General features: G+C 70.9%; 27 protein-coding genes. 16 read left to right on the top strand and 11 right to left on the bottom strand.

From position 1 onward, the window contains the following. Positions 1-8: 8 nt before the first annotated feature. Positions 9-1,379: a sensor histidine kinase gene (locus AAG895_RS13240; protein ID WP_345792475.1), complete on the bottom strand. Its 1,371-nt coding sequence runs from the start codon at positions 1,377-1,379 to the stop codon at positions 9-11. Beyond that, on the bottom strand, positions 1,376-2,170 hold the full coding sequence (locus tag AAG895_RS13235) for a Fis family transcriptional regulator (RefSeq protein WP_345792474.1): 795 nt from the start codon (positions 2,168-2,170) through the stop codon (positions 1,376-1,378). Before AAG895_RS13235 ends, AAG895_RS13240 begins: the two co-directional genes overlap by 4 nt. 328 nt (positions 2,171-2,498) lie before the next feature. On the opposite strand from AAG895_RS13235, the gene AAG895_RS13230 reads away from it, so the two are divergent. The 8 genes from AAG895_RS13230 to AAG895_RS13195 all read left to right on the top strand — a co-directional run bounded on the left by AAG895_RS13230 (position 2,499) and on the right by AAG895_RS13195 (position 9,897). Beyond that, complete coding sequence (locus AAG895_RS13230; protein WP_345792473.1) at positions 2,499-3,488, top strand: ABC transporter substrate-binding protein; 990 nt, start codon at positions 2,499-2,501, stop codon at positions 3,486-3,488. After that, positions 3,485-4,360 (top strand): ABC transporter permease, encoded by an 876-nt coding sequence (locus AAG895_RS13225; protein WP_345792472.1) that lies wholly within the window; start codon positions 3,485-3,487, stop codon positions 4,358-4,360. Before AAG895_RS13230 ends, AAG895_RS13225 begins: the two co-directional genes overlap by 4 nt. A gap of 3 nt (positions 4,361-4,363) precedes the next feature. Continuing rightward, a complete protein-coding gene (locus AAG895_RS13220) occupies positions 4,364-5,230 on the top strand; it encodes an ABC transporter ATP-binding protein (RefSeq protein WP_345792471.1) in 867 nt (288 codons plus the stop codon). Then, positions 5,227-6,033 (top strand): ABC transporter ATP-binding protein, encoded by an 807-nt coding sequence (locus AAG895_RS13215; RefSeq protein WP_345792470.1) that lies wholly within the window; start codon positions 5,227-5,229, stop codon positions 6,031-6,033. Before AAG895_RS13220 ends, AAG895_RS13215 begins: the two co-directional genes overlap by 4 nt. A gap of 118 nt (positions 6,034-6,151) precedes the next feature. Continuing rightward, entirely contained in the window at positions 6,152-7,141 is a 990-nt protein-coding gene (locus AAG895_RS13210) for a PQQ-dependent catabolism-associated beta-propeller protein (RefSeq protein ID WP_345792469.1), read from the top strand. Positions 7,142-7,282: 141 nt separating this feature from the next. Then, the gene (locus tag AAG895_RS13205) at positions 7,283-8,464 is read left to right on the top strand and encodes an ABC transporter substrate-binding protein (protein ID WP_345792468.1); all 1,182 of its coding nucleotides are present in this window, start codon (positions 7,283-7,285) and stop codon (positions 8,462-8,464) included. Between the two features lie 7 nt (positions 8,465-8,471). After that, on the top strand, positions 8,472-9,281 hold the full coding sequence (locus tag AAG895_RS13200; protein WP_345792467.1) for an ABC transporter permease: 810 nt from the start codon (positions 8,472-8,474) through the stop codon (positions 9,279-9,281). 76 nt (positions 9,282-9,357) lie between these two features. Beyond that, positions 9,358-9,897, top strand: coding sequence for an SRPBCC family protein (locus AAG895_RS13195; protein ID WP_345792466.1), 540 nt, complete (start codon positions 9,358-9,360; stop codon positions 9,895-9,897). Positions 9,898-9,978: 81 nt separating this feature from the next. Here the strand turns inward: AAG895_RS13195 and AAG895_RS13190 are convergent, their stop codons facing one another. After that, positions 9,979-10,938 (bottom strand): MBL fold metallo-hydrolase, encoded by a 960-nt coding sequence (locus AAG895_RS13190; RefSeq protein ID WP_345792465.1) that lies wholly within the window; start codon positions 10,936-10,938, stop codon positions 9,979-9,981. A 125-nt stretch (positions 10,939-11,063) separates the two neighbouring features. Between AAG895_RS13190 and AAG895_RS13185 the strand changes: the two genes are divergently transcribed. Beyond that, positions 11,064-11,636: a DUF3280 domain-containing protein gene (locus tag AAG895_RS13185; protein WP_345792464.1), complete on the top strand. Its 573-nt coding sequence runs from the start codon at positions 11,064-11,066 to the stop codon at positions 11,634-11,636. 83 nt (positions 11,637-11,719) lie between these two features. Here the strand turns inward: AAG895_RS13185 and AAG895_RS13180 are convergent, their stop codons facing one another. The 7 genes from AAG895_RS13180 to AAG895_RS13150 all read right to left on the bottom strand — a co-directional run bounded on the left by AAG895_RS13180 (position 11,720) and on the right by AAG895_RS13150 (position 18,197). Continuing rightward, on the bottom strand, positions 11,720-12,550 hold the full coding sequence (locus AAG895_RS13180) for a quinoprotein dehydrogenase-associated SoxYZ-like carrier (RefSeq protein WP_345792463.1): 831 nt from the start codon (positions 12,548-12,550) through the stop codon (positions 11,720-11,722). A gap of 26 nt (positions 12,551-12,576) precedes the next feature. After that, positions 12,577-13,539 (bottom strand): quinoprotein relay system zinc metallohydrolase 2, encoded by a 963-nt coding sequence (locus tag AAG895_RS13175; protein WP_345792462.1) that lies wholly within the window; start codon positions 13,537-13,539, stop codon positions 12,577-12,579. A 96-nt stretch (positions 13,540-13,635) separates the two neighbouring features. Next, entirely contained in the window at positions 13,636-14,001 is a 366-nt protein-coding gene (locus AAG895_RS13170) for a hypothetical protein (protein ID WP_345792461.1), read from the bottom strand. 17 nt (positions 14,002-14,018) lie between these two features. Beyond that, positions 14,019-14,744, bottom strand: coding sequence for a hypothetical protein (locus AAG895_RS13165; protein ID WP_345792460.1), 726 nt, complete (start codon positions 14,742-14,744; stop codon positions 14,019-14,021). A 55-nt stretch (positions 14,745-14,799) separates the two neighbouring features. Beyond that, a complete protein-coding gene (locus tag AAG895_RS13160) occupies positions 14,800-15,765 on the bottom strand; it encodes a quinoprotein dehydrogenase-associated putative ABC transporter substrate-binding protein (protein ID WP_345792459.1) in 966 nt (321 codons plus the stop codon). A 26-nt stretch (positions 15,766-15,791) separates the two neighbouring features. Beyond that, entirely contained in the window at positions 15,792-16,214 is a 423-nt protein-coding gene (locus AAG895_RS13155; protein WP_345792458.1) for a cytochrome c, read from the bottom strand. Positions 16,215-16,358: 144 nt separating this feature from the next. Continuing rightward, entirely contained in the window at positions 16,359-18,197 is a 1,839-nt protein-coding gene (locus tag AAG895_RS13150) for a methanol/ethanol family PQQ-dependent dehydrogenase (RefSeq protein ID WP_345792457.1), read from the bottom strand. Between the two features lie 293 nt (positions 18,198-18,490). Here AAG895_RS13150 and AAG895_RS13145 point away from each other — a divergent pair, with 293 nt between their 5' ends. The 7 genes from AAG895_RS13145 to fae all read left to right on the top strand — a co-directional run bounded on the left by AAG895_RS13145 (position 18,491) and on the right by fae (position 25,454). Continuing rightward, on the top strand, positions 18,491-19,678 hold the full coding sequence (locus tag AAG895_RS13145; RefSeq protein ID WP_345792456.1) for an ATP-grasp domain-containing protein: 1,188 nt from the start codon (positions 18,491-18,493) through the stop codon (positions 19,676-19,678). Then, positions 19,675-20,709 (top strand): triphosphoribosyl-dephospho-CoA synthase, encoded by a 1,035-nt coding sequence (locus AAG895_RS13140; protein ID WP_345792455.1) that lies wholly within the window; start codon positions 19,675-19,677, stop codon positions 20,707-20,709. Before AAG895_RS13145 ends, AAG895_RS13140 begins: the two co-directional genes overlap by 4 nt. After that, complete coding sequence (locus AAG895_RS13135) at positions 20,706-21,758, top strand: beta-ribofuranosylaminobenzene 5'-phosphate synthase family protein (RefSeq protein WP_345792454.1); 1,053 nt, start codon at positions 20,706-20,708, stop codon at positions 21,756-21,758. Before AAG895_RS13140 ends, AAG895_RS13135 begins: the two co-directional genes overlap by 4 nt. Positions 21,759-21,803: 45 nt before the next feature. After that, positions 21,804-22,709, top strand: a complete 906-nt coding sequence (locus tag AAG895_RS13130) for an NAD(P)-dependent methylenetetrahydromethanopterin dehydrogenase (protein WP_345792453.1) — start codon at positions 21,804-21,806, stop codon at positions 22,707-22,709. Further along, on the top strand, positions 22,706-23,725 hold the full coding sequence (gene mch / locus AAG895_RS13125; protein WP_345792452.1) for a methenyltetrahydromethanopterin cyclohydrolase: 1,020 nt from the start codon (positions 22,706-22,708) through the stop codon (positions 23,723-23,725). Before AAG895_RS13130 ends, mch begins: the two co-directional genes overlap by 4 nt. Before the next feature lie 4 nt (positions 23,726-23,729). Continuing rightward, complete coding sequence (locus tag AAG895_RS13120) at positions 23,730-24,713, top strand: RimK family alpha-L-glutamate ligase (protein ID WP_345792451.1); 984 nt, start codon at positions 23,730-23,732, stop codon at positions 24,711-24,713. Positions 24,714-24,944: 231 nt separating this feature from the next. Next, positions 24,945-25,454 carry a formaldehyde-activating enzyme gene (gene fae / locus AAG895_RS13115; protein WP_345792450.1) on the top strand — a complete coding sequence of 170 codons (510 nt, stop codon included), beginning with the start codon at positions 24,945-24,947 and terminating at the stop codon, positions 25,452-25,454. A 107-nt stretch (positions 25,455-25,561) separates the two neighbouring features. On the opposite strand, the gene AAG895_RS13110 is transcribed toward fae, so the two are convergent. Further along, positions 25,562-26,080 (bottom strand): dihydroneopterin aldolase, encoded by a 519-nt coding sequence (locus AAG895_RS13110; protein WP_345792449.1) that lies wholly within the window; start codon positions 26,078-26,080, stop codon positions 25,562-25,564. Between the last annotated feature and the right edge of the window lie 2 nt (positions 26,081-26,082).

Genomic DNA, 26,082 nt, shown 5'->3' with positions numbered 1-26,082 from the left:
TTTCGAGCTCATCGAGATGCGGGCGAGCGGGGTTGCGGGAGGGGCAGGCGCGCGCGTACGTTGAGGCCGCCACCGGGCGGGCTGCACAGCTCGAGCTCGCCATGGAGCTCGACGATGCGCTCGCGCATGCCGAGCAGGCCGTGGCGGCCGGGCGCCGGATTCTCGCCGAGGCCACGGCCGTTGTCGATGACCTCGACCTCGATGCCGCCGTCGCGCATGCCGAGCCGCACCTCGACGCGGGTGGCGTGGGCATGGCGGGCGACGTTGGTGAGGCTCTCCTGCACCATGCGCAGGATGGTGAGGCCGAGCGCGTCGGTCACCGCGGCGTCGAGCGGCGCGATCGTGCAGCGGATGTCGATGTCGCCGTGGTGGCTCGCCCACAGCGCGCAGTAACTCTCGAGCGCCTCCTCGATGCGCACCTCGCTGTCGGAGGCGCGGCTGCGCAGGCGCTGCAGGATGGCATGCACGCCGTCCTGCATCTGCGTGGTCATCGCCAGGATGGCCTGCGCGCTGCCGTTGAGCCCGGGCTGTTCGGTGGTGCGCTGGATGATCGCGCCGGCGATCGCGCGCACGGCGGTGATGCCCTGGCCGAGCTCGTCATGGAGTTCGCGTGCGACCGCGCGCCGCTCCTGCTCGAGGCGCAGCTGCAGCGCGCGCGCCAGCGCCTGATCCTGCTCGAGGCGGGCGTTGGCGGCCAGGCTCTCGTCGAGGCTGTCGGCGAGGCGGTTGTAGCTGCGCGCGACGAGGGCGAGCTCGCGCGTGGCGTATTCGGGCAGGCGCTGGTCGAAGCGGCCGCTCGCACCGCGTTCGAGTGCGCCGCGGATCTCGTCGATCGGCGCCAGCGCGCGGCCGATCGCGAAGCGGGTGGCGAGCCCGATGCCGAGCAGCAGCGCGATCGCCCAGCCGAGCGCGGCGCCCAGGTGGTCCCAGGCGTCGAGCACCGCACGCGAGGTGTCGGGGGTGAGCACCACGCTCAGTCCGTCGGCCTCCAGCCGGCGCGGCGCGACCTCGGGCGCGATCCAGCGCGCGAACCACTCGGGCGCGTGGCGCCCGGCCTTGTAGGGCGACTCGGGCGAGACATGAAGCCGCCGACCGTCTGCCGCAAACACCTCGAGCCGGTTGGCGCGGATGCGGCCGACGGCGGCGAGGTGGTTCAGCAGGCGCTCGCGTGCGGCCGGGCCCTGGTCGGCGAGCGTCTCGGGGATCAGCACCTTCAGCCACTGCTCGGCCACGCGGGTCGCGGCTTCGACTTCCTCATGGATGGCCTGGCGCGTCTCGCGCATCCAGACGCCGGCGCCGATCGTCATCATCACCGCGATCAACACCGTCAGCACCAGGCTCAGGCGGCCGTAAAGGCTGGGAGGGCGGCGGGCGCTCATGCGGCGGCCCTCGTCAGGCTGGCGCAGGCGGAATAGCCGCTGCCGCGGCGGTCGCGCAGGGTGAAGGGCTGGCGCAGGCCGAGCGCCGCGTAGCCGACGATGCCGCACCACTGGGTGGCGAAGCAGTTCGCCGCCGCGACGCCGCAGCCGAAGGGGCAGGGCGCCAGCAACTCGATGGCGACGCGATTGGCGAGCAGCACGCTGCCCTCGGGGTCGAACAGCGCGAGCGCCTCGAGCGGCGTGCCGAGCACCGCCGGGTAGCGGTGGAAACGCAGCAGCAGGAAGCCGCGTGGCGCGCTCTCGATCAGCCGATGTTCGATGAGGCGCGCAGCGGTCTGCACCAGGGCGTTGGCGTGACCGAGCCAGTCGAGCGGCGAGGCGTCAGCGTCCACGAAGCCGAGCAGGCCGCCGCCGGGCGGGAGGATGGGCGCGGCGATGCCGATGCGGCGCGGCGGCACGCGCGGCCGCGCTGGCAGGGCGGCGCGCGAGGCCGGCGGCTGCCGTCCCGCAGGCGCGGCCCCGCGGCCCGCGCACGCTGCGCCCTCGGCGGCGCCGTCCGCGCCACTGCCGATCGCGCGCAGCACGCTCCCCCGGCTGTCGGCAAGGAGCACGGTGATGCTCGGGCTGTCGAGCTGGCGATAGAGCTCTTCCATTGCGGGCGCGGCGAGGGCGACCAGGCGTTCGATCTCCGCGCTCGACGCCGTCGGCGTGCCGGTGACAGGCGTCTGCCCGTCGCTTGCGCTGGCCCCGCGTGGCGAAGCGGGGAAGCCGGGGAAGGTGAGGGTGTTCATGATCCGATGCAGGTAATGGCGCGGTTGACTGCGACTCCCAATGCACGATTCATGCCGGACCCCGCCCCTCACCCGCGCCGGCGCGCCGCGGCGCACCAGGGGCCTGCGGAGGGACCGGTCCCGGGGGGCGGGCGTTGTTTCGTCATTGAGCAGCAGGTGTTCCCATTCGGAACAACGGCGCATCCGCTCCGGGCGCACGGCGTCGCCGCGTCCCGGGGCGGCCTGCGCGATGACAGGGGGTCTTCATGTGGCATGGATCCTGCATTCCCGCAGCGGACAGGCATGCCGGGACAGCGCATCGGCATGCATCGATACGAGGAGACGAGACATGCCGGGCCTGATCCGACGCCTGCTGGGCTGTGTGGTGCTGAGTGCCGTGGTGATGTCCTCCGCGGTCGCCGCCGAGCGCGCGCTCCTGCGGGTCGGCATCCTGCAGTTCGGGACGGTGAGCTGGGAGCTCGAGGTCATGCAGCGTCATGGGCTGGCCGCGCGCGAGGGCGTCGAGTTGCGCATCGTGCCGCTGGCGCTCAAGGACGCCGCGAACGTGGCGATCCAGGGGGGCGAGGTGGACCTCATCGCCAACGACTGGATCTGGGTGTCGCGCATGCGCTCCGAAGGCAGCGACTACGTGTTCGCGCCGTATTCGCAGGCGGTGGGCGGCATCAGCGTGCGGCCCGATGCCGGCGTCGCGCAGTTCGCCGATCTCAGGGGCAAGCGCCTGGGCGTCGCGGGCGGGGCGCTCGACAAGAGCTGGCTGCTGCTGCGCGCCTACGCCCGGCGCACCGTCGGCGAAGATGCGGCGAGCTTCCTGCAGCCGCAGTTCGCGGCGCCGCCCTTGCTCAACGAGCTGGTGATGCGCGGCGAGCTGCCCGCGGCGATGAACTTCTGGCACTACACCGCGCGGCTGTCGGCCGCGGGCATGCAGGAACTCATCACCATGCCGCAGATCCTCGCCGGCCTCGGCATCGAGGACGCGCTGCCGCTGGTGGGCTGGGTGTTCCGCGAGCGCTGGGCCAAGGACAACGCCGCGGCGATCGAGGGCTTTCTGCGCGCATCGGACGCGGCCAAGGCGCTGATGCTCGAATCCGATGCGGTGTGGGAGGACCTGCGCCCGCTGATGCGCGCCGAGGACGAGGCGACCTTCGTCGCGCTGCGCGAGGGGTTTCGCGCCGGCATCCCGCGCACCCCCCCCGCGGAGGCCGAGGCTGTGGCCGGGCGGGTCTTCGACATCCTGGCTGCGGAAGGCGGCGAGGCGCTGGTCGGCAAGGCGCGTGCGCTCGCCCCCGGCACCTTCTGGCGCGGAGGCGGGGCCGAGTGACTGGCAAGCGATCGGCAGCGGTCGAGCCCCCGGTGTCGATGATGGCTCGCGAACGCCATGCGGCCGGCGAAGGTGCAAGATCGCCGGAGGGTGAGCGTGATGATTCGCCGGCCGGCGCGCGCGCCTCGCGCCGGCGCGACCGCTGGCTGCGGCTCGCATCGCTCGGCGCCTTCGTGCTGCTGTGGCAGGTGGGCGCGATGTTCGCCGACAGCCGCACGTTGCCCGACCCGCTCACCGTGCTTGCGCGCATCGTCGACGAGACCGTGTCGCTGAGCCTGCCCGGTCACCTCGCGGTGACGCTCGGCCGGGTCGCGGTGGCCTTCGCCGCGGCGATGCTGATCGGCGCGCTGCTGGGCATGGCGATGGGACGCTGGCGCAGCCTCGATGCCTTCTTCGACGCCTGGCTGGTGCTCGGGCTCAACATCCCGGCGCTGGTCACCATCATCCTGTGCTACGTGTGGTTCGGCCTCAACGACTGGGCGGCGATCCTGGCGGTGGCGATCAACAAGATCCCCACCGTCATCGTCACCGTGCGCGAGGGCGCGCGCGCGGTCGATCCCAGGCTGCTCGACGTCGCCCGTGCCTACCGCCTGTCGCGGCGCACCACCTTCCTGCGCGTGTATCTGCCGCAGCTCGTGCCCTACCTGATGGCGGCGGCGCGTTCCGGGCTGTCGCTGATCTGGAAGATCGTGCTGGTGGTCGAACTGCTCGGGCGCAGCGAGGGCGTGGGCTTCCAGTTGAACGTGTTCTTCCAGTTCTTCGACATCACCGGCATCCTCGCCTACACCCTGGCTTTTGCCGCGGTGGTGCTGATCGTCGAGGCCTGGGTGCTGCGCCCCCTCGAGCGCCGCCTCACCGGCTGGAGGGCCTGAGCGATGCTCGAGATCCGCATCGATCGCAAGTGCTATCCCGACCGCGGCGGCCGTCCGCACGTGGCGCTGTCCGGGCTGAATCTGGCGGTGCAGCGCGGCGAGTTCGTGTGCGTGGTGGGGCCGTCGGGCTGCGGCAAGAGCACGCTGCTCAACATCGTCGGCGGACTCGACCGCGACATGGAGGGGTGGGTGGCGATGAACGGCGCCTTCCCGGAGGATGTCGGCTTCATGTTCCAGGAGCCGCGGCTGATGCCTTGGATGAGCGTGCTCGACAACGTGCTGCTGGTGGCGCGCGCCGACGGTGATGCGGCGCGCCAGCGCGAGCGCGCGATCGCGCTGCTGCGGGCGATGGAGCTCGGCGACGTGCTCGACGCCTGGCCGGCGCGGCTGTCGGGCGGCATGATGCGGCGGGTGGCGCTGGCGCGCGCCTTCATGAACGAGCCCGAGCTGCTGCTGATGGACGAGCCCTTCGTGTCGCTCGACACGCCCACCGCGAACCGGTTGCGCGAGATGCTGGTCGAGCAGTGGCAGCGCTGCGGCGCGAGCGTGCTGTTCGTGACCCACGATCTGCGCGAGGCGCTCGCGCTCGCCGATCGGGTGTGCTTCCTGTCGGCGGCGCCGGGGCGGGTGGTACTGGATCTGCCGGTGGAGCTGCCGCGTCCGCGCGATGCGGCCGCGCCGGCGGTCGATCGGCTGTATCAGACGCTGCTGGCGCGTCATCCCGAGCTGCTGGGCGGGTTGGCGAGCGCGGGGAGCGGAGCGGGTGGTCCCGGCGGACGCAATGTGCCGGCCGGTGACGCGCTGACGACGGGTTCCGGGGCGAGGGCGTCCGCGACAGGCGGACGGGCAACGAGGGGCGTGGCGCAATGAGCAGCGTGAGCACGGCGACCGTCAAGGAGGCACAGGACCTGGTGCGCGAGTCGGCAGCGGGCGCGGTCTTGCTGTCGGTGCGCGGCGTGAGCAAGTCCTACGGGACGCGCCCGGCGTTGAAGAACGTGGACCTCGAGGTGCGCGCCGGCGAGTTCGTCGCCCTGCTCGGCCCCAACGGCGCCGGCAAGAGCACGCTGTTCCAGTTGCTCACCGGGCTCTTCAACGCCGACGCCGGCGAGGTGCAGGTGTGCGGGCAGAACATGCGCGTGGCGCCGGTGCGCGCGCTCGGGCGTATCGGCGTGGTGTTCCAGCAGATGACGCTGGACATGGACCTGAGCGTCGAGGCCAACCTCGTCTTCCACGCCCGCCTGCACGGCATCGGCGGCGCGCAGGCGAAGGCTCGCATCGCCGATGCGCTCGCCCGCCTCGGCCTGGCCGAGCGCCGCGGCGATCGCGTGCGCGAGCTCTCGGGCGGCAACCGGCGCAAGGTGGAGCTTGCGCGCGCGCTGGTGCACCAGCCGTCGGTGCTGCTGATGGACGAGGCCACGGTCGGCCTCGATCCGGCCTCGCGCCGGCACCTGCTCGACGAGGTGCTGGCCCTGCGCGCCAGCGGCGTCGGCGTGCTGTGGGCCTCGCATCTGGTGGACGAGGCCGAGGGCGCCGACCGCGTGCTGGTGCTGCACAAGGGCGAACTGCTTGCCCAGGGCACGCCGGCCGAGCTGGTGGCGGCCTCCGGGTGCGCCACCCTGGCCGAGGCCTTCCTCGGGATGACGCGCAGCGGGCAGGCGGTGGAGCCGGCCTGATGCCATCTGAACACGCCGGAACGTATCGGTCTGGCATGGATTTTTCTTGCGGGAGCATGCCCGCGCTCGAGGCAGTGAGAGCAGCTGCATCACCAAGACCAACAAGGAGACGACAACGATGACCCCACTGAAGACCCTGGGCTGCGCCGTGGCCACCACCCTGATGCTCGCCCTGCCGGCGGGCGCCGCGCTGGCCAAGGACACCGGCTACATCTTCGTCAGCAGCGAGAACGACAACGCCGTCACCGTGCTCGACGGCAAGAGCTTCCAGGTCGTCAAGGCCATCCCCACCGGCGAGCGTCCGCGCGACATGAAGCTCTCCGCCGACCGCGCGCAGATCTTCGTCATCGCCAGCAACAGCGAGCGGGTGGACGTGATCGACATCGCCAGGCTCGAGGTCGTGCGCAGCATCGACGTCGGCGAAGACCCGGAGATGTTCGATTTCAGCCATGACGGCAGCAAGATTTTCGTCTCCAACGAGGAGGACGCCGCGGTGTCGGTGGTCGATGTCGCCGGGAACAAGGTCGTCGCCCAGATCGAGGTCGGCGAGGAGCCCGAAGGCGTGCTGGTGAGCAAGGATGGCAGCCGGCTCTACGTGACCTCGGAAGTGGCCAACATGGTCCATGTGATCGACACCGCCACCAACGCGATCCTCGCCAACGTCGTGGTCGGCAACCGACCGCGCCGCTTCGCCGACACGCCCGACGGCAGCGAGGTGTGGGTCACCAACGAGCTGGGCGCCTCGGTGACCGTGCTCGACGCCAAGAACAACACCATCAAGGACACCATCAGCTTCGAACCCAAGGGTTTCCGCAGCGACGACGTGACCCCGGTCGGCATCACCATGACGCGCGACGGCAAGACCGCCTACGTGACGCTGGGCCGCGCCAACCACTTCGCGGTGGTCGATGTAGCCAGCCGCAAGGTCAAGGACTATGTGCTGGTCGGCAGCCGCGCCTGGGGCGTGACGCTCAATCGCGACGAGTCGATGCTGGTGGTGGTCAATGGCCTGTCGGACGACATCTCGATCGTCGATACCAGGACCAACAAGGTGCTGCGCTCGGTGCCGGTCGGGCGCGTGCCGCACACCGCGGTGATCGACGACTGAGGCGGCGTCGCCGTGGGAGCGGGCTTGCCCGCGAAAGCAGCGGATCAGAACGTAGGATTCGCGGGCGAGCCCGCTCCCACAGGCAGTTGCTCCCACCGAATCTGCTGATCGCGTTCTGGAACGCTCCCTGGAGACATCTACATGAGCTTGCGTGCGCTGATGCACTTCGCCCTGGCGACATCCCTGCTGCTGCTCGCGCTGGCGGCCGGGGCGGCCGAAGTGATCCGCTTCGGCTACCTCGAGCTGAACAAGGATGCGCGCTACGACGAGAGGAAGACCTTCTACCGCACCCTGTCGCGGCCCTTCGGCCCGCCCTTCGCGGGTGCCGAGGTGGCGCTGCGCGAGGCGCGTTTCGTCGGCCAGGCGCTGGGGGTGAGCTTCGAACTCGTGCGCGCGCGCGGCGCCGACGCTGCGGCGCTGGTGGCCGAGCTCGACAAGCTGCACGCCCAGGGCGTGCGCTACTTCCTGATCGACGCCCCGGGCAAGGTGGTGGCCGAGGTCGCCGCCGCCACCCGCGGGCGCGAGCTGTTGCTGTTCAACGTCTCGGCGGCGGACGACGCGCTGCGCCAGGCGCAGTGCCAGGCCCACCTCTATCACACCCTGCCCAACCACGGCATGCAGACCGACGCGCTCGCCCAGTTCCTGGTGGCGAAGAAGTGGCGCAACGTGCTGCTGCTGCAGGGCCCGCTGGATGACGACAAGCTGATCGCCGCCGCCTTCGAGAACTCCGCGCGCCGCCTGGGCCTGAAGATCGTCGCCAAGAAGGACTTCCTGCTCAGCAACGATCCGCGCCAGCGCGAGCTCGGCAACGTCGGCCTGCTGACCGCGGGCGCCGACTACGACGTGGTGTTCGTCGCCGACAGCGACGGCGAGTTCGCGCGCAGCGTGCCCTACGACACCGTGCGCCCGCGCCCGGTGGTGGGTGCCGAGGGCCTGGTCGCCGAGGCCTGGCACTGGGCGTGGCCGCGCCACGGCGCGCCGCAGCTCACCAGCCGCTTCGAGAAGCAGGCCAAGCGCCACATGGGCAGCGCCGACTGGGCGGCGTGGATCGCGGTGAAGGCGGTGGTGGAGGCGGTGGTGCGCACCGGGAACGCGCCCTTCGACAAGCTGGTCGCCTACCTCGGCAGCGAGGAGATCACCATCGACGGCTTCAAGGGCAACCGCCTGTACTTCCGCGACTGGGACCGCCAGCTGCGCCAGCCGATCCTGATCGCCACCCACAACGCGGTGATCGAGCGCGCGCCGATCGCGGGTTTCCTGCACCAGACCAACAACATGGACACGCTCGGCTTCGACCGGCGCGACAGCCAGTGCAAGCCGTGAGGACGCGATGAGGCCCGCCCACGCCTGGCTTGCGCTGCAGGCCGTCACCAGCCGCGAGGTCGCCAAGTTCGTCCGTCAGGGCGGGCGGCTGGCCTCGGCGCTGGTGCGTCCGCTGCTGTGGCTGGTGGTGTTCGCCGCCGGCTTCCAGAACGTGTTCGGGGTGTCGATCATCCCGCCCTACGACACCTACATCCCGTACCAGACCTACATCGTGCCCGGGCTGCTGGGCATGGTGCTGCTCTTCAACGGCATGCAGTCCTCGCTCGCCATGGTGTACGACCGCGAGATGGGCGTGATGCGGCTGCTGCTCACCGCGCCGCTGCCGCGCTGGTATCTGCTGTTCTGCAAGCTGCTCGCCGGCACCCTGCTGTCGGTGCTGCAGGCCTATGTGTTCCTGATCATCGCCGCGCTGTTCGAGGTCGAGGTGCCGCTCATCGGCTGGCTGTACGCGCTGCCGGTGCTGGTGCTGTCGGGGATGATGCTGGGCGCGCTCGGGCTGCTGCTGTCGGTCAACATCCGCCAGCTCGAGAACTTCGCCGGCACGATGAATTTCGTCATCTTCCCGATGTTCTTCATCTCGCCCGCGCTCTATCCGCTGTGGAAGCTGGAGGAGTCCGGTGCGCGCGTGATCCACTTCCTCGCCACCTGGAACCCCTTCACCCACGCAGTGGAGGCGACGCGCTTCGCCTTGCACGGCCAGGTGGCGGTGCAGTCGCTGGCGATCGTCGCCGGCTGCCTGGCGGCCTTCTTCCTGCTTGCCGCCTGGGGCTACGACCCGCAGCGCGGCATGCTCAAGCGCACCGGGAAGCCCGGCTGAACCCCGGCCGGCGACGCTCCGCGTGGGTGCCGCCGGTCTTCCCGCCCTTCATGACAGCAACGACAGTGGAGACGACATGAAAGTGACTCGCAGAGACGTACTGGTGGTGGCCATGGCGGCGGTCGTCGCCGGCGGCGCCTGGGCGCACGGGCCGAGCCGGCAGAAGGTCGAGCTGACGGTGGACATCGCCGCGCCGGCCGACAAGGTGTGGGCGCGGGTGGCGAGCTTCCACGACATGTCCTGGCACCCGGCGGTGGCGCGCACCGAAGGCCAGGGCGGCAACGAGGTGGGCGCCAGCCGCGTGCTGACCCTCAAGGGCGAGGGCGACCCGACGATCGCCGAGCAGCTCACCCGCTACAGCGCCGAGGGCATGAGCTACTCGTACAAGATCACCCAGGTCGACGTGAAGGTGTTGCCGGTCACCAACTACGTCTCGCACCTCACTGTCACAGCGGACGGCGAGGGCAAGTCGAAGGTGCAGTGGCGCGGCGCCTTCTACCGCGGCTTCCCGAACAACGACCCGCCGCCGGAGTTGAACGACCAGGCCGCGGTCACCGCGGTCACCGGGGTGTACAAGGGCGGGCTCGACGCGCTCAAGGCGGAGATGGAAAAGTGACGGAAACCTGAGGCGGGCGGGTTCGGGATGGCGATCGAGGCCCGAGAACGGTCCGGGCGGCGCGGCGAGGCCCGACGGGCCTCACTCGACGAGGGTGGCGCGCTCGAGGGCGAGGTAGCGCTGCTGGACGTTGCGGCCATGCACGGGCTGGTACAGCGCCCAGCCCGCGTAGCGCGGCAGCTGCGCCGCCTGCACCAGCGCCGACAGCGGCGTCCCGGCATCGAACAGGCTGTGCACCCGGGCTTCGGTGTCGACGATGTAGTCGCGCACCGCGTCGAGCGCAGCGGCGGATACCGGCGGGCCGTAGCCGGGCACGATGCGCGCGCCCGCCGGCATGTCGACGGCGTTTGCGTGCCCCGCCTCGCCGCGTGTCAGCGCCTGCAGGGCGTCGAGCGCCGCCAGCCAGCCCCGGGGGTCGCTGTCGCGCAGCTCGGGCACGCGGTCGACGCTGACCAGCGCACCGGCGAACACCACGCCGCTGCGCACATCGCGCACCATCAGGTCGCCGGGCGAACTGCCCCAGCCGGGGTGGATCAGCGCCAGGCGGCGTCCGCCGGCCTCCAGGGTCGTGCTGGCCTCGATCTGGCGCTCGGGCCGGTGGACGCGGCTGCCCGCCATCTCGTCCTCGCCCAGCACCTGGCGCAGCCTGTGCAGGCAGTCCTCGCAGCGGCTGGCGATCAGCGCCGCGCTGGCGCGGTGCGCCAGCACCGGGATGCCCTGGTCGGCGAAGGCCGCCGCGCCCATGACGAATTCCTGCACCGGCTGGGTGATCACCACCAGCACCACCGGCTTGCCCCCGATGCGCTCGGCCGCGGCGAGCAGGGCGCGGCCGTGACGGTAGGAGGCGCCGGCATTGATCACCACCGTGCCGCTGTCGCCGACCACGAAGCCGACGTTGCCGATGCGGCCGCGGTTGGCCGGCGAAGGCTCGCCGGTGTCGCCGACGAAGACATGCACGCCCTCGGCCAGCGTCAGCGCCTCCTGCGCCCGCGCGCCGAACGTGACGGCCAGGAGCACGAGCAGGACGGCCAGCGACGCCATCCATCGCCCCGGCCGCCCGGCCGCGCCGGCCGCGCGCGCGTCGATTCCGCGACCACCCCGCGCGCAGCACGCGCCGCTAGTCCGTTTCATGCGCCTGTCCCGTCGCCATTCCGAGGAGAGCTTCCATGATCGCCCGCACCCTTCGCATTCCATCCGGCGGCCGCCGTCTGGTCCTTTTCCTGCTTCTGTCGCTGATCCTCGCCGTCGTCAGCGGCAGGGCCCGCGCGGCGGATGCGGCCCCGCCCACGCTCGCCATGATCGGCTTCGAGCTGCTCGAGGACCACCCCGACCCCACCCGCCACGACGCCCAGCAGGCGCGGCTGAAGATGATCGACGCCGAGTTTCGCGCCCAGATCGCCCAGCGCGGCCTCTACAGCCTGATCGACAACGCGCCCCACCAGGCAGTGATCGACCGCGTGGGCAGCGGTGTCGAGTTCGTCTACCGCTGCCCGCACTGCCTCGCCGAGATCGGCGCCGCCGTCGGCACCCGCTACGTTGCCGCGGGCTGGGTGCAGAAGGTCAGCAATCTCATCCTCAACGTCAACATCGAGATTCGCGAGGTCGCAACCCAGCGTGTGGCGCTGGTGAAGTCGGTGGACATGCGCGGCAACAATGACGAGAGCTGGCTGCGCGCCGTCCGCTTCCTGGTGCGTGACATGGACGAGAAACGCCAGGCGAACCCGCGCTATGGGCTGTGAGCACCGGGCCCGCGCGGGCCAGGGCTCCCTGCCCGGGCATGTTCGCGCGGAGCCGCCCATCGTGCCGTCGGCGAGCGCGCAGTTCAGCCCCCGGCATCCACCTTCACCACGGTCTCGAAGCGCAGGTCGTTGGTGTCGATGACCTCGGCCTTCAGCTCGCCTTCGCCGCTGGGGACGAAGTAGAAGCGGAAGTTCGGGTTCTCGCTGATCGAGAAATCCACGTCGGCGCTCAGTACCGGCTGGCCGGCATAGCTCACCTGGATGCGGCGCACGAAGTAGGCCGGGGTGTACATGCGGGTGAGCTGGTCCATGACCAGGCCGGAGTTGTTCGGATGGCTGATCATGAGCTGCGCCTGCGCCGGCTTGCCGGGCTCGAGCTCGCCCTCGACGCGAAAACGCATCTTGCCGAGGTTGGCCATCGCGGACTGCATGTCCTTGCCCGGAGGCGCGGAGCAGCCACCCGAGGCCTTGACGAAGCGGGTGGCCATGAACAGCTCGCCGGTGTTCATCTCGGCGATCGCGCGCACATGGGTGTAGGCGTCCACGCGCACCCGCGTCTCGATGTCGGCACGTCCGCTTGCCGGGGTGAAGTGGAACACCGCGCCGACTGGCGAAGGGTTGTTGTCGATCATGAGGTAGACGCGCTCGATGTAGCGCTCGGGGCGCTGCTCGACGTGGGTGCGGATCGAGATCGGGACGATCGCGGCGTCCTGCGCACGCTCCGGTGCGTCGAGGCTGAGCACGGCTTCTGCCGGCGTGGTGATCTCCCGGTCCTTGAACATCGCCGCACGCACCTGCTGCCAGGTGGCGTTGGCCTCCGGATTGTCCGGGTCGGATTTCTGCTGCGCCCCGGCCGGGCCGGCGAGACTTGCGGCGAGCATGGCGGCGAGCAGCAGGGATGTGAGCGTGTTCATGCGTCCTCCACGGGCCCGGTCGGGCCCTAGTCCTCCCACTCCAGCTCGGCGTAGGCGGCGGTAAGGTTGCGGCGGTGGTAGTCCTCGACCAGAAGCCAGCCATCGGTGCCGGTGTCGGCCAGGCCCTCGACCGCGGTCGCAATCGTGCGGCCGTCGGCAATGGCGGCGCGGATGCCGTCGCGCACGCCTTCCAGGTAGGCGCGCTGCGTCGCCAGCGCCGCTTCCCAGTCCGCGGTCGGGGCGCCATGGCCGGGCACGATGCGGGTCGGCCGCAGGGCGGCGAGCCCGTCCATCACCCCGAGCCATCCGAGCAGCCGGCCGTCGATCACCGGCAGGTGGCCGATGAAGAGCAGGTCGCCGGCGAACAAGGTCGCGCTGGACTCGTCGAGCACGCTGAGGTCGTTGTCGGTGTGCGCGGTGGGCCAGGCGTGCAGCACGAGGCGGCGGCCGCCGAGCTCGAGCGTGCTGCGACCAGTGACGGCGAGATCGGGAAAGACGATGTCGGACGCGCCGACCGCCACGCCGAGCTCGCGTGCCAGCGCCTCGCGATAGAAGGGCGCGCGTGCGGCGAGCGAGGCCGCGAGGTGGGCGTGGCCGACGAAGCGCGGTCGCGGCTCGAGCGCGGCGAAGGCCGCATTGCCGAGCGTGTGGTCGGGGTGGACGTGGGTGTTGATGACGTAGCACACCGGCAGCGCCGTGACCCGGCGCAGCGCCGCGAGCAGGCGGGCGCCGAGCGCGGGGCTGCCGCCGGTGTCGATGACGGCGACGCAGCGCGCGCCGACGATGAAGCCGGTGTTGGCGACGTCGCTGGCGTGCCCGTCTGCGCGCGTACCCGGCCAGGTGGCGGTGTGCCCGCCATGGACATGGACGCCGGGCGCGATCTCCGCGACCGGCAGTGGCGCGATGTCCGCGGCGGCCGTGGCCGCGCTCGCCCACGCCAGCAGGCAGGCGACGATCGTGCAGCGCAGGGGGCGGGCGAGGAGGGGCATGTCGGTCGGGCGTGGCGCCTGGCTGCTCCCGGTGGGGCTGCGCTCAGGGTGCCTGCGCGCAAGGCATGGGGCAGTCGATGCACCGCGGCGCCGCGGTCAGCGGCGTACCGCCGAGGTGTCGATGAAGCAGCCCTTCTTGGCCTTGGCGAGCAGTTCGTCGTACTTGCGCACCTCGCCGCGCCAGTGCTTGCCGCGGTAGTAGCCGCCGCGCTCGCCGCTGATCGCGTTGGCGAGCGCTGCCGTGTGCATGCTGCGGTATTCGTCGAAGCTGATCTCGCGTGCGATGGCGTCGAGTGCGCACGAGCACTTGGAGGACATCTCGAACTCCGGGCCGGGGTGGGCATGCATGCACTCGAGCACGAAGCTCACCCGCTCGGTGGTCGGGAAATCGTTGGCCATCGCGGGCAGGCTCACGACAGCGGCCAGTGCCAGGCCGGCGAGGGGTTTGATCAGGCTCTTCATGGCGGGGCTCTCCTGGTTCAGCGCGCGAGCGCCGTCAGATCGGGCGGCGTGGCGCCTTCGAGGTACATCTCCTCGACCATCAGCGGCTCGGCGCCGGCATCGCGCGCGTTCATGCGGCTGGCGACGCCGAACACACCGCCGGGGACCTCGTTCGACAGCCAGAACACGTAATGCTTGTCGGCGTACTGCTCGAAGCGGCCGCGGTTCGGGTCATCCTCGTAGGGCGAGATCACCACCTGCTGCGCGCTGATCGGACGGCCGAGGTATTCGAGTGCGCGCTGCTCGACGCGCGCGCCCTGATAGATCGCCATGCGGATGCGCTTGCGAAAGTGGTTCTGCTGGCCCTTGGTGAGTCGGTTCATGTCGCGCACGTCGTGCTCGAGGAAGTACAGGATCACCGGATTCGCGCGCGCATCCTCGACCGCGGGCAGCCTGAGCCGGCGCGCATCGGACAGGAAGTCCGCCTCGCCGTTGCAGCAGGCGCCGGACGCCGTGGGCGACAGGCGCAGCGTGACCCGGTCCTCGAAGTCCTCCTCCAGCGAGCCGTGCTTGCGGAAGCGGTAGGCGAGCGTCTGCGGCGGCTGCAGGGCGCCGAGGTGCTCGGTCATGAAGATGATCCGTTCGGCGTCGGAGTAGTCCTGGGGGGGGCTGGCCGGGCCGTCGGCCGCCTCGGCGCCGAGCGGCATCAGCAGGCAGGCGGCGAGCACGCCGAGACCGGCGCGGAGGGGCGGATGTGTGCGCATGCGTGTCCTGGTTGCGGCAGCGGGGTGCGGGCCGCGGCCGCGACACCCCGCGGGCTCATGATCCGTTGCTGACGACCTTGGGCGGTTCGTCGATCAGCGGTACGTGGTAGCGCTCGAGTATCTCGGCGATCTCGGCCTGGTGGGTGTCGAGGAAGCCCTCGAGCTGCGCCTTCCATTCCGGCTCGCCGCGGCGGATGCCCATGCCGAAGGCGAAGTCGAACTGGATGCCGGGCTCGGACTTCATCGGCACGACCTTGAGCGGCGGGTCGACCTTGTTCGCGTAGTAGCCGGCGACCGGTCCCCACACGATGGCGACGTCGATCTTCCCGCCCACCAGGTCCTTGTCGATGATGTCGCCGACGTAATGGTCCATGGCGACGTTGATGGTCTGGTAGGGCACGCCCTGGTCGACCAGGGCGTGGCGGTCCATCCACTTCGAGGCCGGGGACTTGTCGTAGAGACCGATCCTCAGTGCGGACAGACGCTCGCGACCCAGGGCGAGGAAGTCCTCGACGCTGTTCACGCCGTCCAGACCCTTGCCTTGCGGGAAGACCATGGCGTAGGTCGAGCGATAGTAGGGCTTGGTGATCGCGACCTGGTCGAAGCCGACCGGCAGGCCGATGATCACGTCGCAGGGGTAGTCCTCGCCGGGCAGCTTGTAGCGCAGGGTGTTGCGGATGAATACGAAGCGCTGCGGGTAGTTGAAATAGGTGACCGGCACGCCGAGGTGCTTGCCGAGCAGCTCGGCGATGCGGTTCTCGAAGCCCTCCTGCCTGTCGTTGGCGAAGGGCAGGTTGTTGGGGTCCTGGCAGACGCGCAAGCTGTCGCGCCCGTTTGCCTTGCCCTCGGCAGCGCCGGCGGCCGGCGCGGGGGCGAGCAGCGCGGCGGCAGCGCAGGCGCCGACGAGCGCGACCGCGCGCTGTCGCGTCGTCCAGTGCGCAGGCGATGCAGGTGCGCCAGGGTGCCGTGCAACGGGGCTGCGCGGGTCGGCGCCGCGGGTGCGGGGGTTGGCCTCGGTCATCGGAACTCCTTGGCTGCGTTCGGCCGTCATTCGATCGCGCTCACGCGGGCGCGCGTGATCGCACCGTCCGAGCGCCCCTTGAGGTAGGCATAGAGCTTGTCGATGTTGTCCATCACGCGCGGGTCGTTGCCGAAGCTCTGCATGCCCTTTTCCAGGCGGCCGTCACGCACGACGGTGACGAACTCCTCCTTGCTCAGCACCTTGAGGCGCTCGATCAGCGAGGGGCCGACCATGCCTTCCTGGTTGGCGCCATGGCAGCGATCGCATGCCGCCGCACGCCAGGTACGGAAGCCCTGGAGCGTGTCGGCGTCGACCTTGTAGCCGTCCACCACGGTGTAGAGCGGCTTGTCCGACTCGCTGGACTTGGCCGCGGCCTGAGCGTCCTGGGCCTGGGTCGCACTGCCGAAGCAGAGAAAGGCGAATGCGAGGGCGAACTGCCTGTGTTTCATGAGGGACTCCTCCTCGGTGCGGGCTCCGTGCGGCCCGCTGGTCTCGGTCTGCGCCTTGCAGGCGCGGGCGTGTTGCTGGTTCGGGCCTCTCGAGCTTCGATCGCCGTGGCCGGCGCGGGTTCGTCCGTGCCGGCCACGGGACGCTCAGCGGCTGGGGACCGCGAAGATGGTCAGCGAACCGCCAAGCTGGGTGTAGTTCTGCAGCTCGCGATAGCCGCCCACCGCGCCCAGGCCGTCGGTGTCGTTCTCCAGACCGGCCGCCATGCCGATGCCGGCCCAGCCGCCGATGCCCGAGAACACGCCGATGTACTGCTTGCCCTTGTGCAGATAGGTGAATACGTTGCCGATGATCCCGGACGGCGTCTTGAAGCTGTACAGCTCCTTGTTGATGTCGTTCGCATCGACGCACTTCAGGTAGCCCTCCAGCGTGCCGAAGCAGGAGATGCCGCCCGCGGTATTGAGCGAGCCGCTCCACACCGAGAACTTCTCGGGCTTGGACTGGACGATCTTGCCTTCACCCGCGTCCCAGGCGATGAAGTTGCCCATCCCGCCATGGCTGTTCGGAGTCGGGAACATCGACACGGTGGCGCCGACATAGGGCTGGCCGGCAACGTAGTCCACCTCGAACGGCTCGTAGTCCATGCACACGTGGTTGGTGGGCACATAGAACAGGCCGGTCTTCGGATCGAAGGAGGCCGGCTGCTGGTCCTTGGTGCCGAGCGCCGCCGGGCAGATGCCCTTCACGTTGACGTCCGGGCCGTGCTTGGGATTGGTGTGCTTCGAGGTCGAGAAATCGGCGACCACCTGCGGGCGGCCGGTCTTCATGTCGACATGCGAGGCCCAGTTCACCGTCGGGTCGTACTTCTCGGCCACCAGCAGCGCGCCGTTGGTGCGATCCATCGTGTAGGCGAAGCCGTTGCGGTCGAAGTGCACCAGCGCCTTGGTGTCCTTGCCCTTGACCTTGATGTCGGCAAGGATCATTTCATTGACGCCGTCGAAGTCCCATTCGTCGTGCGGCGTCATCTGATACACCCACTTGGCGACGCCGGTGTTGAGGTCGCGGGCGAAGATCGTCATTGACCACTTGTTGTCGCCGGGGCGCTGCGAGGGGTTCCAGGTCGAGGGGTTGCCGGTGCCGTAGTAGACCAGGTTGAGCGCCGGGTCGTAGCTGAACCAGCCCCAGGTCGTGCCGCCGCCGATCTTCCACTGGTCGCCCTGCCAGGTCTTCAGCGAGGAGTCCTTGCCCACCGGCTTCAACTCGCCGTCGGTCCAGGTCATGGTCTTCTCGGGGTCCATCAGCATCTCGGCGTCGGGGCCGGTGCTGTAGCCCTTCCATGCCAGCTTGCCGGTGTTGATGTCGTAGGCGGCGAGGAAGCCGCGCACGCCCCATTCGCCACCGGAGATGCCGGTGATGACCTTGTCGCCGAATACGTGCGGGGCGTTGGTGTTGACCGCGCCGAGCTTGGGATCGCCGTTCACCACGCTCCACAGTACCTTGCCGTCCTTGGCGTCGAGCGCGACCAGCGTGCTGTCGGCCTGCTGCAGGAAGATCTTGCCTTCGGCATAGGCGAGGCCGCGATACACGGTGTCACAGCACATCTGCGCGATCACCGAAGGATCCTGGCGCGGCTCGTAGCGCCAGACGATCTTCTGCGTGTCGAGGTCGACCGCGAACACCTTGTTCGGGAACGGGGTGTGGATGTACATCATGCCGTCGATGACGAGCGGAGAACCTTCATGACCGCGCAGCACGCCGGTGGAGAAGGTCCACGCGACCTGCATGTTGCCGACGTTGTCCTTGTTGATCTGGTCGAGCTTGCTGTAGCGCTGGTTGAAGAAGTCGCCCGCCTGCGCGGCCCAGTTGCCCGGGTTGTCGATCTTGCTCTTGAGGTCCGCGTTTGCGAGTGCGAGTCCGGGCAGGGCCAGCAGGACTGCGGCCAGCAACTGGGGGCTGCGACGGGCGGGTTTCCCTGGTTGTTTCATTGTCGTCTCCTCACTGAAAACACTCTGGTGTCTTGCCGCGCCAACCGAGCTTCCCCGCCGCGGCACACGAGGACTGCAGCTGCAAAACGCCCGCCGTCGCCGGCAGGTCTCGGGTGCTCCGAAACTGTCAAAGGCAATGCAAAGCTTGTGCCAGGCGCCTGAGGAAGCGGTGGCGCCGGGCGGGCTGCCATACGCTGCTTAAATCTGGGGCAGGTGCTACTTTTTGGGACAGCGAACGAGCCGCGACGTGGGCGGCCGAGCGCCGTGCGGGGCCGGGGTGGCAGAATGCCGCGATGAGCCTGTCCTGCCGTCCCGACCCATCGCCGGCGATCGCCTTCGTCGCCACCTCGGCGCGCAGCCTCGTCGAGTGCGCACGCCGCAGCGCCTGCCGGCCGATCGCGATCGACGCCTTCGCCGACCTCGATACCGTCCGCATGGCCGAGCACTGCACGAGGGTGGGGGGCGCGGACCTGCGCCTCGACCGTGGCCGCCTGCTCGCCGCGCTTGCCGCGCTGCGCAGGCGTGGCGACGTCGCGGGCTGGGTCGCCGGCAGCGGTTTCGAGGCTCTGCTCGACCTGCTCGCCGAGGCGGCGGGCGTGCTGCCGCTACTCGGCAACACGCCGCAGACGGTGCGCCGGGTGCGCACGCCGGTGGCCTTCAACGCGGTGCTCGATGCGTGCGCGATCGCGCATCCTGAGATCCGCCTCGACGCCCCCGCGGACCCGCGCGGCTGGCTGGTTAAGGATGCCCACGCCTGCGGGGGCTGGCACGTGCGGCGCGCGCCAGGGGCGATGGCCGGCGGCGACAGCCGGTGGCCGTCGCCGGGGCGTCATTTCCAGCGCGAGCTCGCGGGTGCGGCGCTGTCCTGCCTGTTCCTCGCCGCGCGCGGCACCGCCACCGTGGTGGGGCATTCGCGCCAGATCGTGCGCGCGTTCGGTGGCCGGCCCTTCGTCTATCGCGGCGGCATCGGCCCGGTGGCGGTGTCGCCTGCGGTGGCGGCGGAACTGTCCCGGGTCGCTGCGTGCCTCGCCGACGCCTTCGGCCTCGTCGGCCTCAATGGCATCGACTACCTGCTCGACGATACGGGCCAGCCCTGGGTGCTTGAGCTCAATCCGCGTCCGACGGCGGCGATCCAGCTCTTCGCCGATGCCGTCGCCGGCGGGCTGATGCGTGCCCATCTCGACGCCTGTGCGGGCCATGCACCCCCGCAATGCCTGCCGCCACCGGCAGGTCTGCGCGGCTTCGAGACCGTGTTCGCGCGCAGGCGCGGGTGTATCGACGAAGCGGTGGCGGCATGGCTGCTCGCGCACGACGGCTGCCGCGACATCCCGCGGCCTGGCACGCGGCATGCGTGGGGCGATCCGCTGTGCACCGTGTTCGCGACCGCGGCGACCGAGGCGGACGTACGTGCCGCGCTGGCCGCGCGGCGGCGCGCGGTGCGTGGCGTCATCGAATCCGCCGTGGTCCCTGCCTGCCCATGACGATCAAGGATTGCCGCCCGCCGCAGCCCCGCCCTTGCCAGCCGGACCCGGCCCTGGCCTTCCTGTGGGCGTGCACGCTGGACGTGGCGGTGCGCAAGCCGGGCAACGTGAGCCTTGCCGCGCCCGGCCACGACATGCAGGCGGAGCAGTTCCTCGCCAGCGCCTGCGTGTCGGCGCCGCCGCTGTTCGATGCGGCGTCCGCCGTGGGGGATCGGCTCGAGGCCGCCGTGCGCGCGACGCGGGCAGCGGCCGGGTGCAACACCAACCTGGGGATCCTGCTGCTGTGCGCGCCTGTGGTGCGCGCTCACGAAACCCTGTGTGCGCCGCCGGGCCTGTCGCCGGCCGGACTGCAGGCAGCGCTCGGCCGCGTGCTCGCGGCGCTCGACGTCGCCGATGCGCGCGCCGCCTATCGTGCGATCGCCATCGCCAACCCGGGCGGACTCGGTACGGTTTCCGCGCAGGACGTGAGCGCCGAGCCCGAGGTCGGCCTCGTCGCGGCGATGCGGCTGGCGGCCGATCGCGACCTCATCGCCCGCCAGTACGCCAGCGGCTATGCGGACGTCTTCGCGCTCGGACTCGCCGCCTTCGCCGGGCCATCGTGCGCGGCGCCCGGCACCCCGGCCGAGCCGCTCGCGCAGCGCGTGCAGCGCGTCTATCTCGCCTGGCTCGCCACCCATCCGGACACGCACATCATGCGCAAGCACGGCGAGGCGACCGCCCGGGCGGTGTCGGCCGAGGCGGCGGCCTGGCGCACACGCCTGGCGGCGGAGCCGACCGCAGCCGCGGGTGAGGCGTTCGCTGCCTGGGACGATGCGCTCAAGGCGCGCGGGCTCAATCCCGGGACCAGCGCCGACCTGACGGTGTGCACCCTGTTCATCGCGGCGCTGCTCGAGCCTGCGCTCGCCTCCGTGGCAGCGGACGAGACGCACCGCAAGGTATTGGAACGATGCTTGCTAACGAGCAGGGTATCGCCGTGCCCGGACCCATCCGCGGCGCACGCCCGCAGCCTGCCGTTTCCGACCCCGCCATGATCCTCGACGCCCGCCATTCCGCCGACTCACTTGCCCTTGCCGCCGACGACGAGACCTGGGTGCACGTCGACGCGCCGGCGCGGCTGCATCTCGGCTTCCTCGATCCCAACGCAAGCATCGGCCGCCGCTTCGCCAGCCTCGGGCTGGTGATCGACGCCTTCCCCACCGCGCTGGAGATTGCATTCGCGCGCGAGACCCGGGTGTGGTCGGACGATCCCGGACAGCACGACGCGGTGCGCCGGCTGGCGCGCCATGTGGACACCCTGCAGCGCGAGACCGGGCGGCACCAGCCGCTGCGGGTGCGCTTGCGCAGCGCGCCGCCCGCGCACTCGGGCTTCGGCTCGGGCACCCAGCTCGCGCTTGCGCTCGGGCGCGCGTTCTGTCGCCTGCACGGGCTAGACCTGCCCACCCGCCGTCTGGCAGCGATGCTGGGGCGTGGCGAACGCTCGGGCGTCGGCATCGCCGGCTTCGACCAGGGCGGCCTGCTGCTCGACGCGGGGCCCGGCCCCGGCGGCACGCCGGCGCCTGTGCTGGCGCGGCTGGACTTCCCCGCCGCGTGGCGGGTGTTGCTCGTGCTCGACGAGCGCATCGACGGCCTCAGCGGCGCCGCCGAGCGCGCGGCGATGGACCAGCTCGCGCCCTTTCCGCGCGAGCTCGCGGCGGACCTCTGTCACCAGGTGCTGCTCAAGGTGCTGCCGGCGGTGATCGAGCAGCGCTTCGAACCCTTCGCCGAGGGCGTCAGCCGCATCCAGGGCCAGATCGGCGATTACTTTGCGCCCGCGCAGGGGGGCTCGATGTACACCAGCGCGGCAGTCGCGGCCTGCATGGACTGGCTGCGTGCGCAAGGGCCCGCGGGCGTGGGGCAGAGTTCCTGGGGCCCGACCGGCTTCGCCATCCTGCCTTCGGCCGAGGTGGCGCAGGGCCTGGTGGCGCGCGCGCGCGCGGAGGCTGCGATCGACCCCGCGCTGCGGCTGCTCGTGTGTGGTGGCGACAACCGCGGCGCACGCATCGGCACCCGCAGCCACAAGGATCGGTCGGCGCAGGCCTGAAGGCCGGCGCGCACGGCGGGTTTTCCGCAAGGGGAGGAGGCGCTCATGGAGCGAAGCTACATTCTTCACATGTTCACGCCGGGCAAGCAGATGAGCCCGTTCGACATCAACATGGCGGTCGACGCCGGCTACCAGGTGGTGGTGCCCTACTGCGGCGTGAGCCTGGACGAGATCGGCGGCCTCACCCAGGACGCGATCTTCTCGCGCGGCCCCAAGGGCGTGAAGGCCACCGGCATCTTCATCGGCGGCCGCGACGTGATGCTCGCCGCCGACATGCTGGAGGCCGCGCGCAAGGCCATGGTGCCGCCCTTCGAGGTGTCGGTGATCGCCGACCCGAGCGGCTCGTACACCACCGCCGCGGCGCTCGTGGCCTGTGTCGAGCAGCTGCTGCGCAGCGCGCACGGCACCGGTCTGGCCGGCAAGCAGGTGCTGATCCTGGGCGGCACCGGCACCGTCGGACGCATCGCCGGCGTGCTCGCCGCCGGCTTGGGCGCGCAGGTGACGCTGGCCAGCCATCGCGACCAGGCCAACGCCGAGAAGGCCGCTGCCGAGACCGCGGCGCGCTTCGGCTGCGCGCTGCGCGGCGCCGGTACCGGCAGCGCCGAGGCCCGGCGCGCGGCGCTGGCCACGGCTGACGTGGTGCTCGCCACGGCGGCGGCCGGCGTGCAGGTGGCCAGCGCGGACGAGGTGGCGGGCGCCGCCCGGCTGCTGGTCGCCGCCGACGTCAACGCGGTGCCGCCGGAGGGCATCGCCGGCGTCGGCGTGATGGACAAGGGCAAGCCGATCGCCGGCACGCGCGCGGTGGGCATCGGCGCGCTTGCGGTCGGCAACGTCAAGTACCAGGTCGAGAACGGCCTGCTGGTGGCGATGCGCGAGGCCGACAAGCCGCTCTATCTGGGCTTTCGCGAGGCCTTCGCCAAGGCGCGCGAGCTGCTCGCGGAGAAGTCATGAGCGCGGCCGGGGCAGGCAGGAACAACGCGCCGGCGGGGGCCACACGCGCACTGAGCGTGAATCGGCTGGCCGCGCCCATGGTTGCGCGGCTGCTGGCCTCGTCCGATGCGCTCGGCATCGCGGTCGAGCGCCTCGACAACGGCGTGACCCTGGTCGATGCCGGCATCGACGTGCGCGGCAGCGTCGCCGCCGGGGTGCTGATCGGCGAGATCTGCATGGGCGGCCTGGGCAGCGTGCGCCTGGCCACGCGGGTGGAGGCGGGCTGGCCGGACTGGCTCGAGGTGAGCAGCGCGCAGCCGGTGCTGGCCTGCCTGGCCAGCCAGTACGCCGGCTGGAGCCTGGCGGCGAGCAAGGAGGAGGCCGGCGGCAAGAAGTTCTTCTCGCTCGGCTCCGGGCCGGCGCGTGCGCTGGCCTGTCGCGAGGACCTGTTCGCCGAGCTCGGCTACCGCGACGCCGCCGATGCCGGCGTGCTGGTGCTCGAGGTGGACCGCCGTCCGCCGCAGGTCGTCATCGACAAGGTGCTGCGCGACTGCGGCCTCGCCCCCGAGGGCCTGACCCTGGTGCTGACGCCCACCACCAGCCTCGCCGGCACCACCCAGGTGGTGGCGCGGGTGCTGGAGGTGGCGCTGCACAAGGCCCACGAGCTCGGCTTCGCGCTCGCCGACATCGTCGATGGGCATGCCGCGGCGGCGCTGCCGGCGCCCAGCCCGGACGGCGGTGTGGCGATGGGCCGCACCAACGACGCCATCCTCTACGGCGGCCGGGTGCACCTGAAGGTGCGTGGCAGCGACGAGGCCGCGCGCGACCTGGCGCAGCGCCTGCCTTCGTCGAATTCGCGCGACTACGGGCGCTCTTTCGCCGACATCTTCCGCGACTACGAGTACGACTTCTACAAGATCGACCCGGCCCTGTTCGCGCCCGCCGAGGTGTGGGTCAGCAACCTCGACAGCGGCCGTAGCTGGCATGCGGGCGGGCTGGACATGGCGCTGCTGCGCCGGCTGTGGCTGGAGGCCTGAGCCGATGCAGGACGGCGGACTGCGTGCGCCGGCTGGCTTCGCCCGCGTCGCGATCTTCACCGACGAGACCGGCTGGCACACCCGGCGCCTGCGCCAGGCGCTGGCGCGGCGCGGCTTCGAGGGGCGTTGCGTCGATCTGGCCGACTGCCGCTTCGACACCGCCGCATCGCCGCACGGGCTGGTGATCCCGGGCTTCGGCCGCGGCCTGCCGTGCGCCGCGCTGGTGCGCGGCATCGCCGGCGGCAGCCTGGAGCAGATCACCAAGCGCCTGGGCATCCTGCATGCGCTGCGCGCGCTCGGCGTGCCGGTGTACAACGACGCGCGCGCCATCGAGCGCAGCGTCGACAAGGCGATGACCAGCTTCCTGCTGCAGCGCGCCGGCGTGCCCACGCCGCCGGCCTGGGCGCTGGAGGACGAGGCCCAGGCGCGGCGCATCGTCATGCGCGAGGCCGCGGCGGGCCACAGCCTGGTACTCAAGCCGATGTTCGGCTCGCAGGGCAAGGGCCTGCGACGGCTGGGGCCGGTCGATGGCGACTTCGTGGCCCTGCCGTCGCTGTCGTCGGTGAGCGGCCTCGCCTACCTGCAGCGCTTCGTGCCCCAGCCCGAGTCGCCGGCCTCACCCGGCTTCGACTGGCGGGTGCTGGTGGTGGGTGGACGGGCGCGAGCGGCGATGAAGCGCGTCAGCGCGCATTGGGTCCGCAATGTGGCGCGCGGTGCGCGCTGCACGCCGTGCGCGCTCGCGCCCGGGCTGGCCGCGCTCGCCGAGGCCGCGGCCGCAGCCCTGGGCATGGACTACGCCGGGGTGGATCTGGTGCCCGACGCCCGCCAGCCCGCCGGCGCACAGGTGATCGAGGTCAACGGCGTGGCGGCCTGGCGCGGCCTGCAGCGCGTGACCGGCTTCGACATCGCCCAGGCCCTGGTCGATGACCTGCTCGCCCGGCGCCTCGGCGTGACCGCCGATGCGCTGGCACAGGTGTGTCATTTTTGATCAGGTGTATCGGCTTTTGGCATCGGCCTGAACACCCGGCGACGCCCGCCAGTCGAGGGTTTGACCCGCATGCGCAGCGACGGGTCGGGTGCAGGGGGGCCTCCGCCGCGGAGCGGGTGCGCTGGCACGGTTCATGTATCAGTACACGCGTTGCCGGAGTTCGTTCCCGCTCCTCCGGCACCTGGTCTGCTTCCGGGCGGCCCACCCACAACATCGAATGGAGACACAAGAATGGCAAAGATCGATCGCATGCTCGTAGGGGAATCCCTGGTCGGAGACGGTAACGAGGTTGCGCACATCGACCTCATCCTCGGTCCGCGGGGCAGTGCTGCCGAGACGGCTTTCGCCACCGCGCTGACGAACAACAAGGACGGTTTCACGTCCCTGCTTGCGGTCGTCGCGCCCAACCTGCTGTGCAAGCCGGCCACGGTGATGTTCAACAAGGTGACCATCAAGGGCGCCAAGCAGGCGGTCCAGATGTTCGGCCCGGCCCAGCGCGCGGTCGCCATGGCGGTCGCCGACAGCGTCGAGGACGGCACCATCCCGGCCGCCGAGGCCGACAACGTCTTCATCTGCGTCGGCGTGTTCATCCACTGGCTCGCGGAGGATGACAAGAAGATCCAGGACTACAACTACCAGGCCACCCGCGAGGCCATCAAGCGCGCCGTCAACGGCGAGCCGACCGCGGCCGAGGTGGTGGCCAAGAAGGCGACGGCTGCGCACCCGTTCGCCGCCAACTGAGGAGCCCCGGCGCGGTACCCGCAGGAAGGCCGAAGCGCCCGCTTCGGCCTTTTCGTTATCCAGCGCGTTATCCAGCGCCCGTCGGCCGGGCGAGCGGCGCAGCAGGCTCAGCGCCGCTCGCCCGGTACCATGCCGGCGCCGAGCAGGCTGAGCACCTCGGCGCTGTGGCGCGCGCCGGCCGGCGGCGCAGGACGGCGCCGGCGCTCGATCATCACGCCCACGCCATCGACGTCGTGGAACTTGCCCGGCTTGGTCACGCGCACCCGCACCCAGTGCGCGCCGAAGCGGCCGAGCAGCAGGGTGGCGATGCCCTCGGCGAAGGCTTCCAGCAGGCGGTAGGAGTGGTCTGTCAGCATCTCGTGCAGGGCGCTGCGCACCACGCTGTAGTCGATGGTGTCGCCGATGTGGTCGGTGTCGCAGGCGAGGCTGCGTGGCAGGCCGGCGGCGAGGTCGATGCGCAGCGGCTGGGTATCGTGGAGCTCGTCGTGGTGGATGCCGATCACCGTCTCGCCGACGAAGCCGTCGATGAAGATGATGTCGAGCGCCTGGGCGTCGTGGGGCTGGGTGGAGGCGGTGTCGGGCATCGGCGAGTTGGGGTCGAGCAGGGGGATCGGCTGGGGGATCAAGT

It is taken from the genome of Thauera sp. JM12B12, assembly GCF_039614725.1.
In the GTDB taxonomy this organism is placed as follows: Bacteria; Pseudomonadota; Gammaproteobacteria; order Burkholderiales; family Rhodocyclaceae; genus Thauera.
Note: the sequence above shows the minus strand (reverse complement) of the source record. Positions and strands in the feature narration are given on the sequence as shown.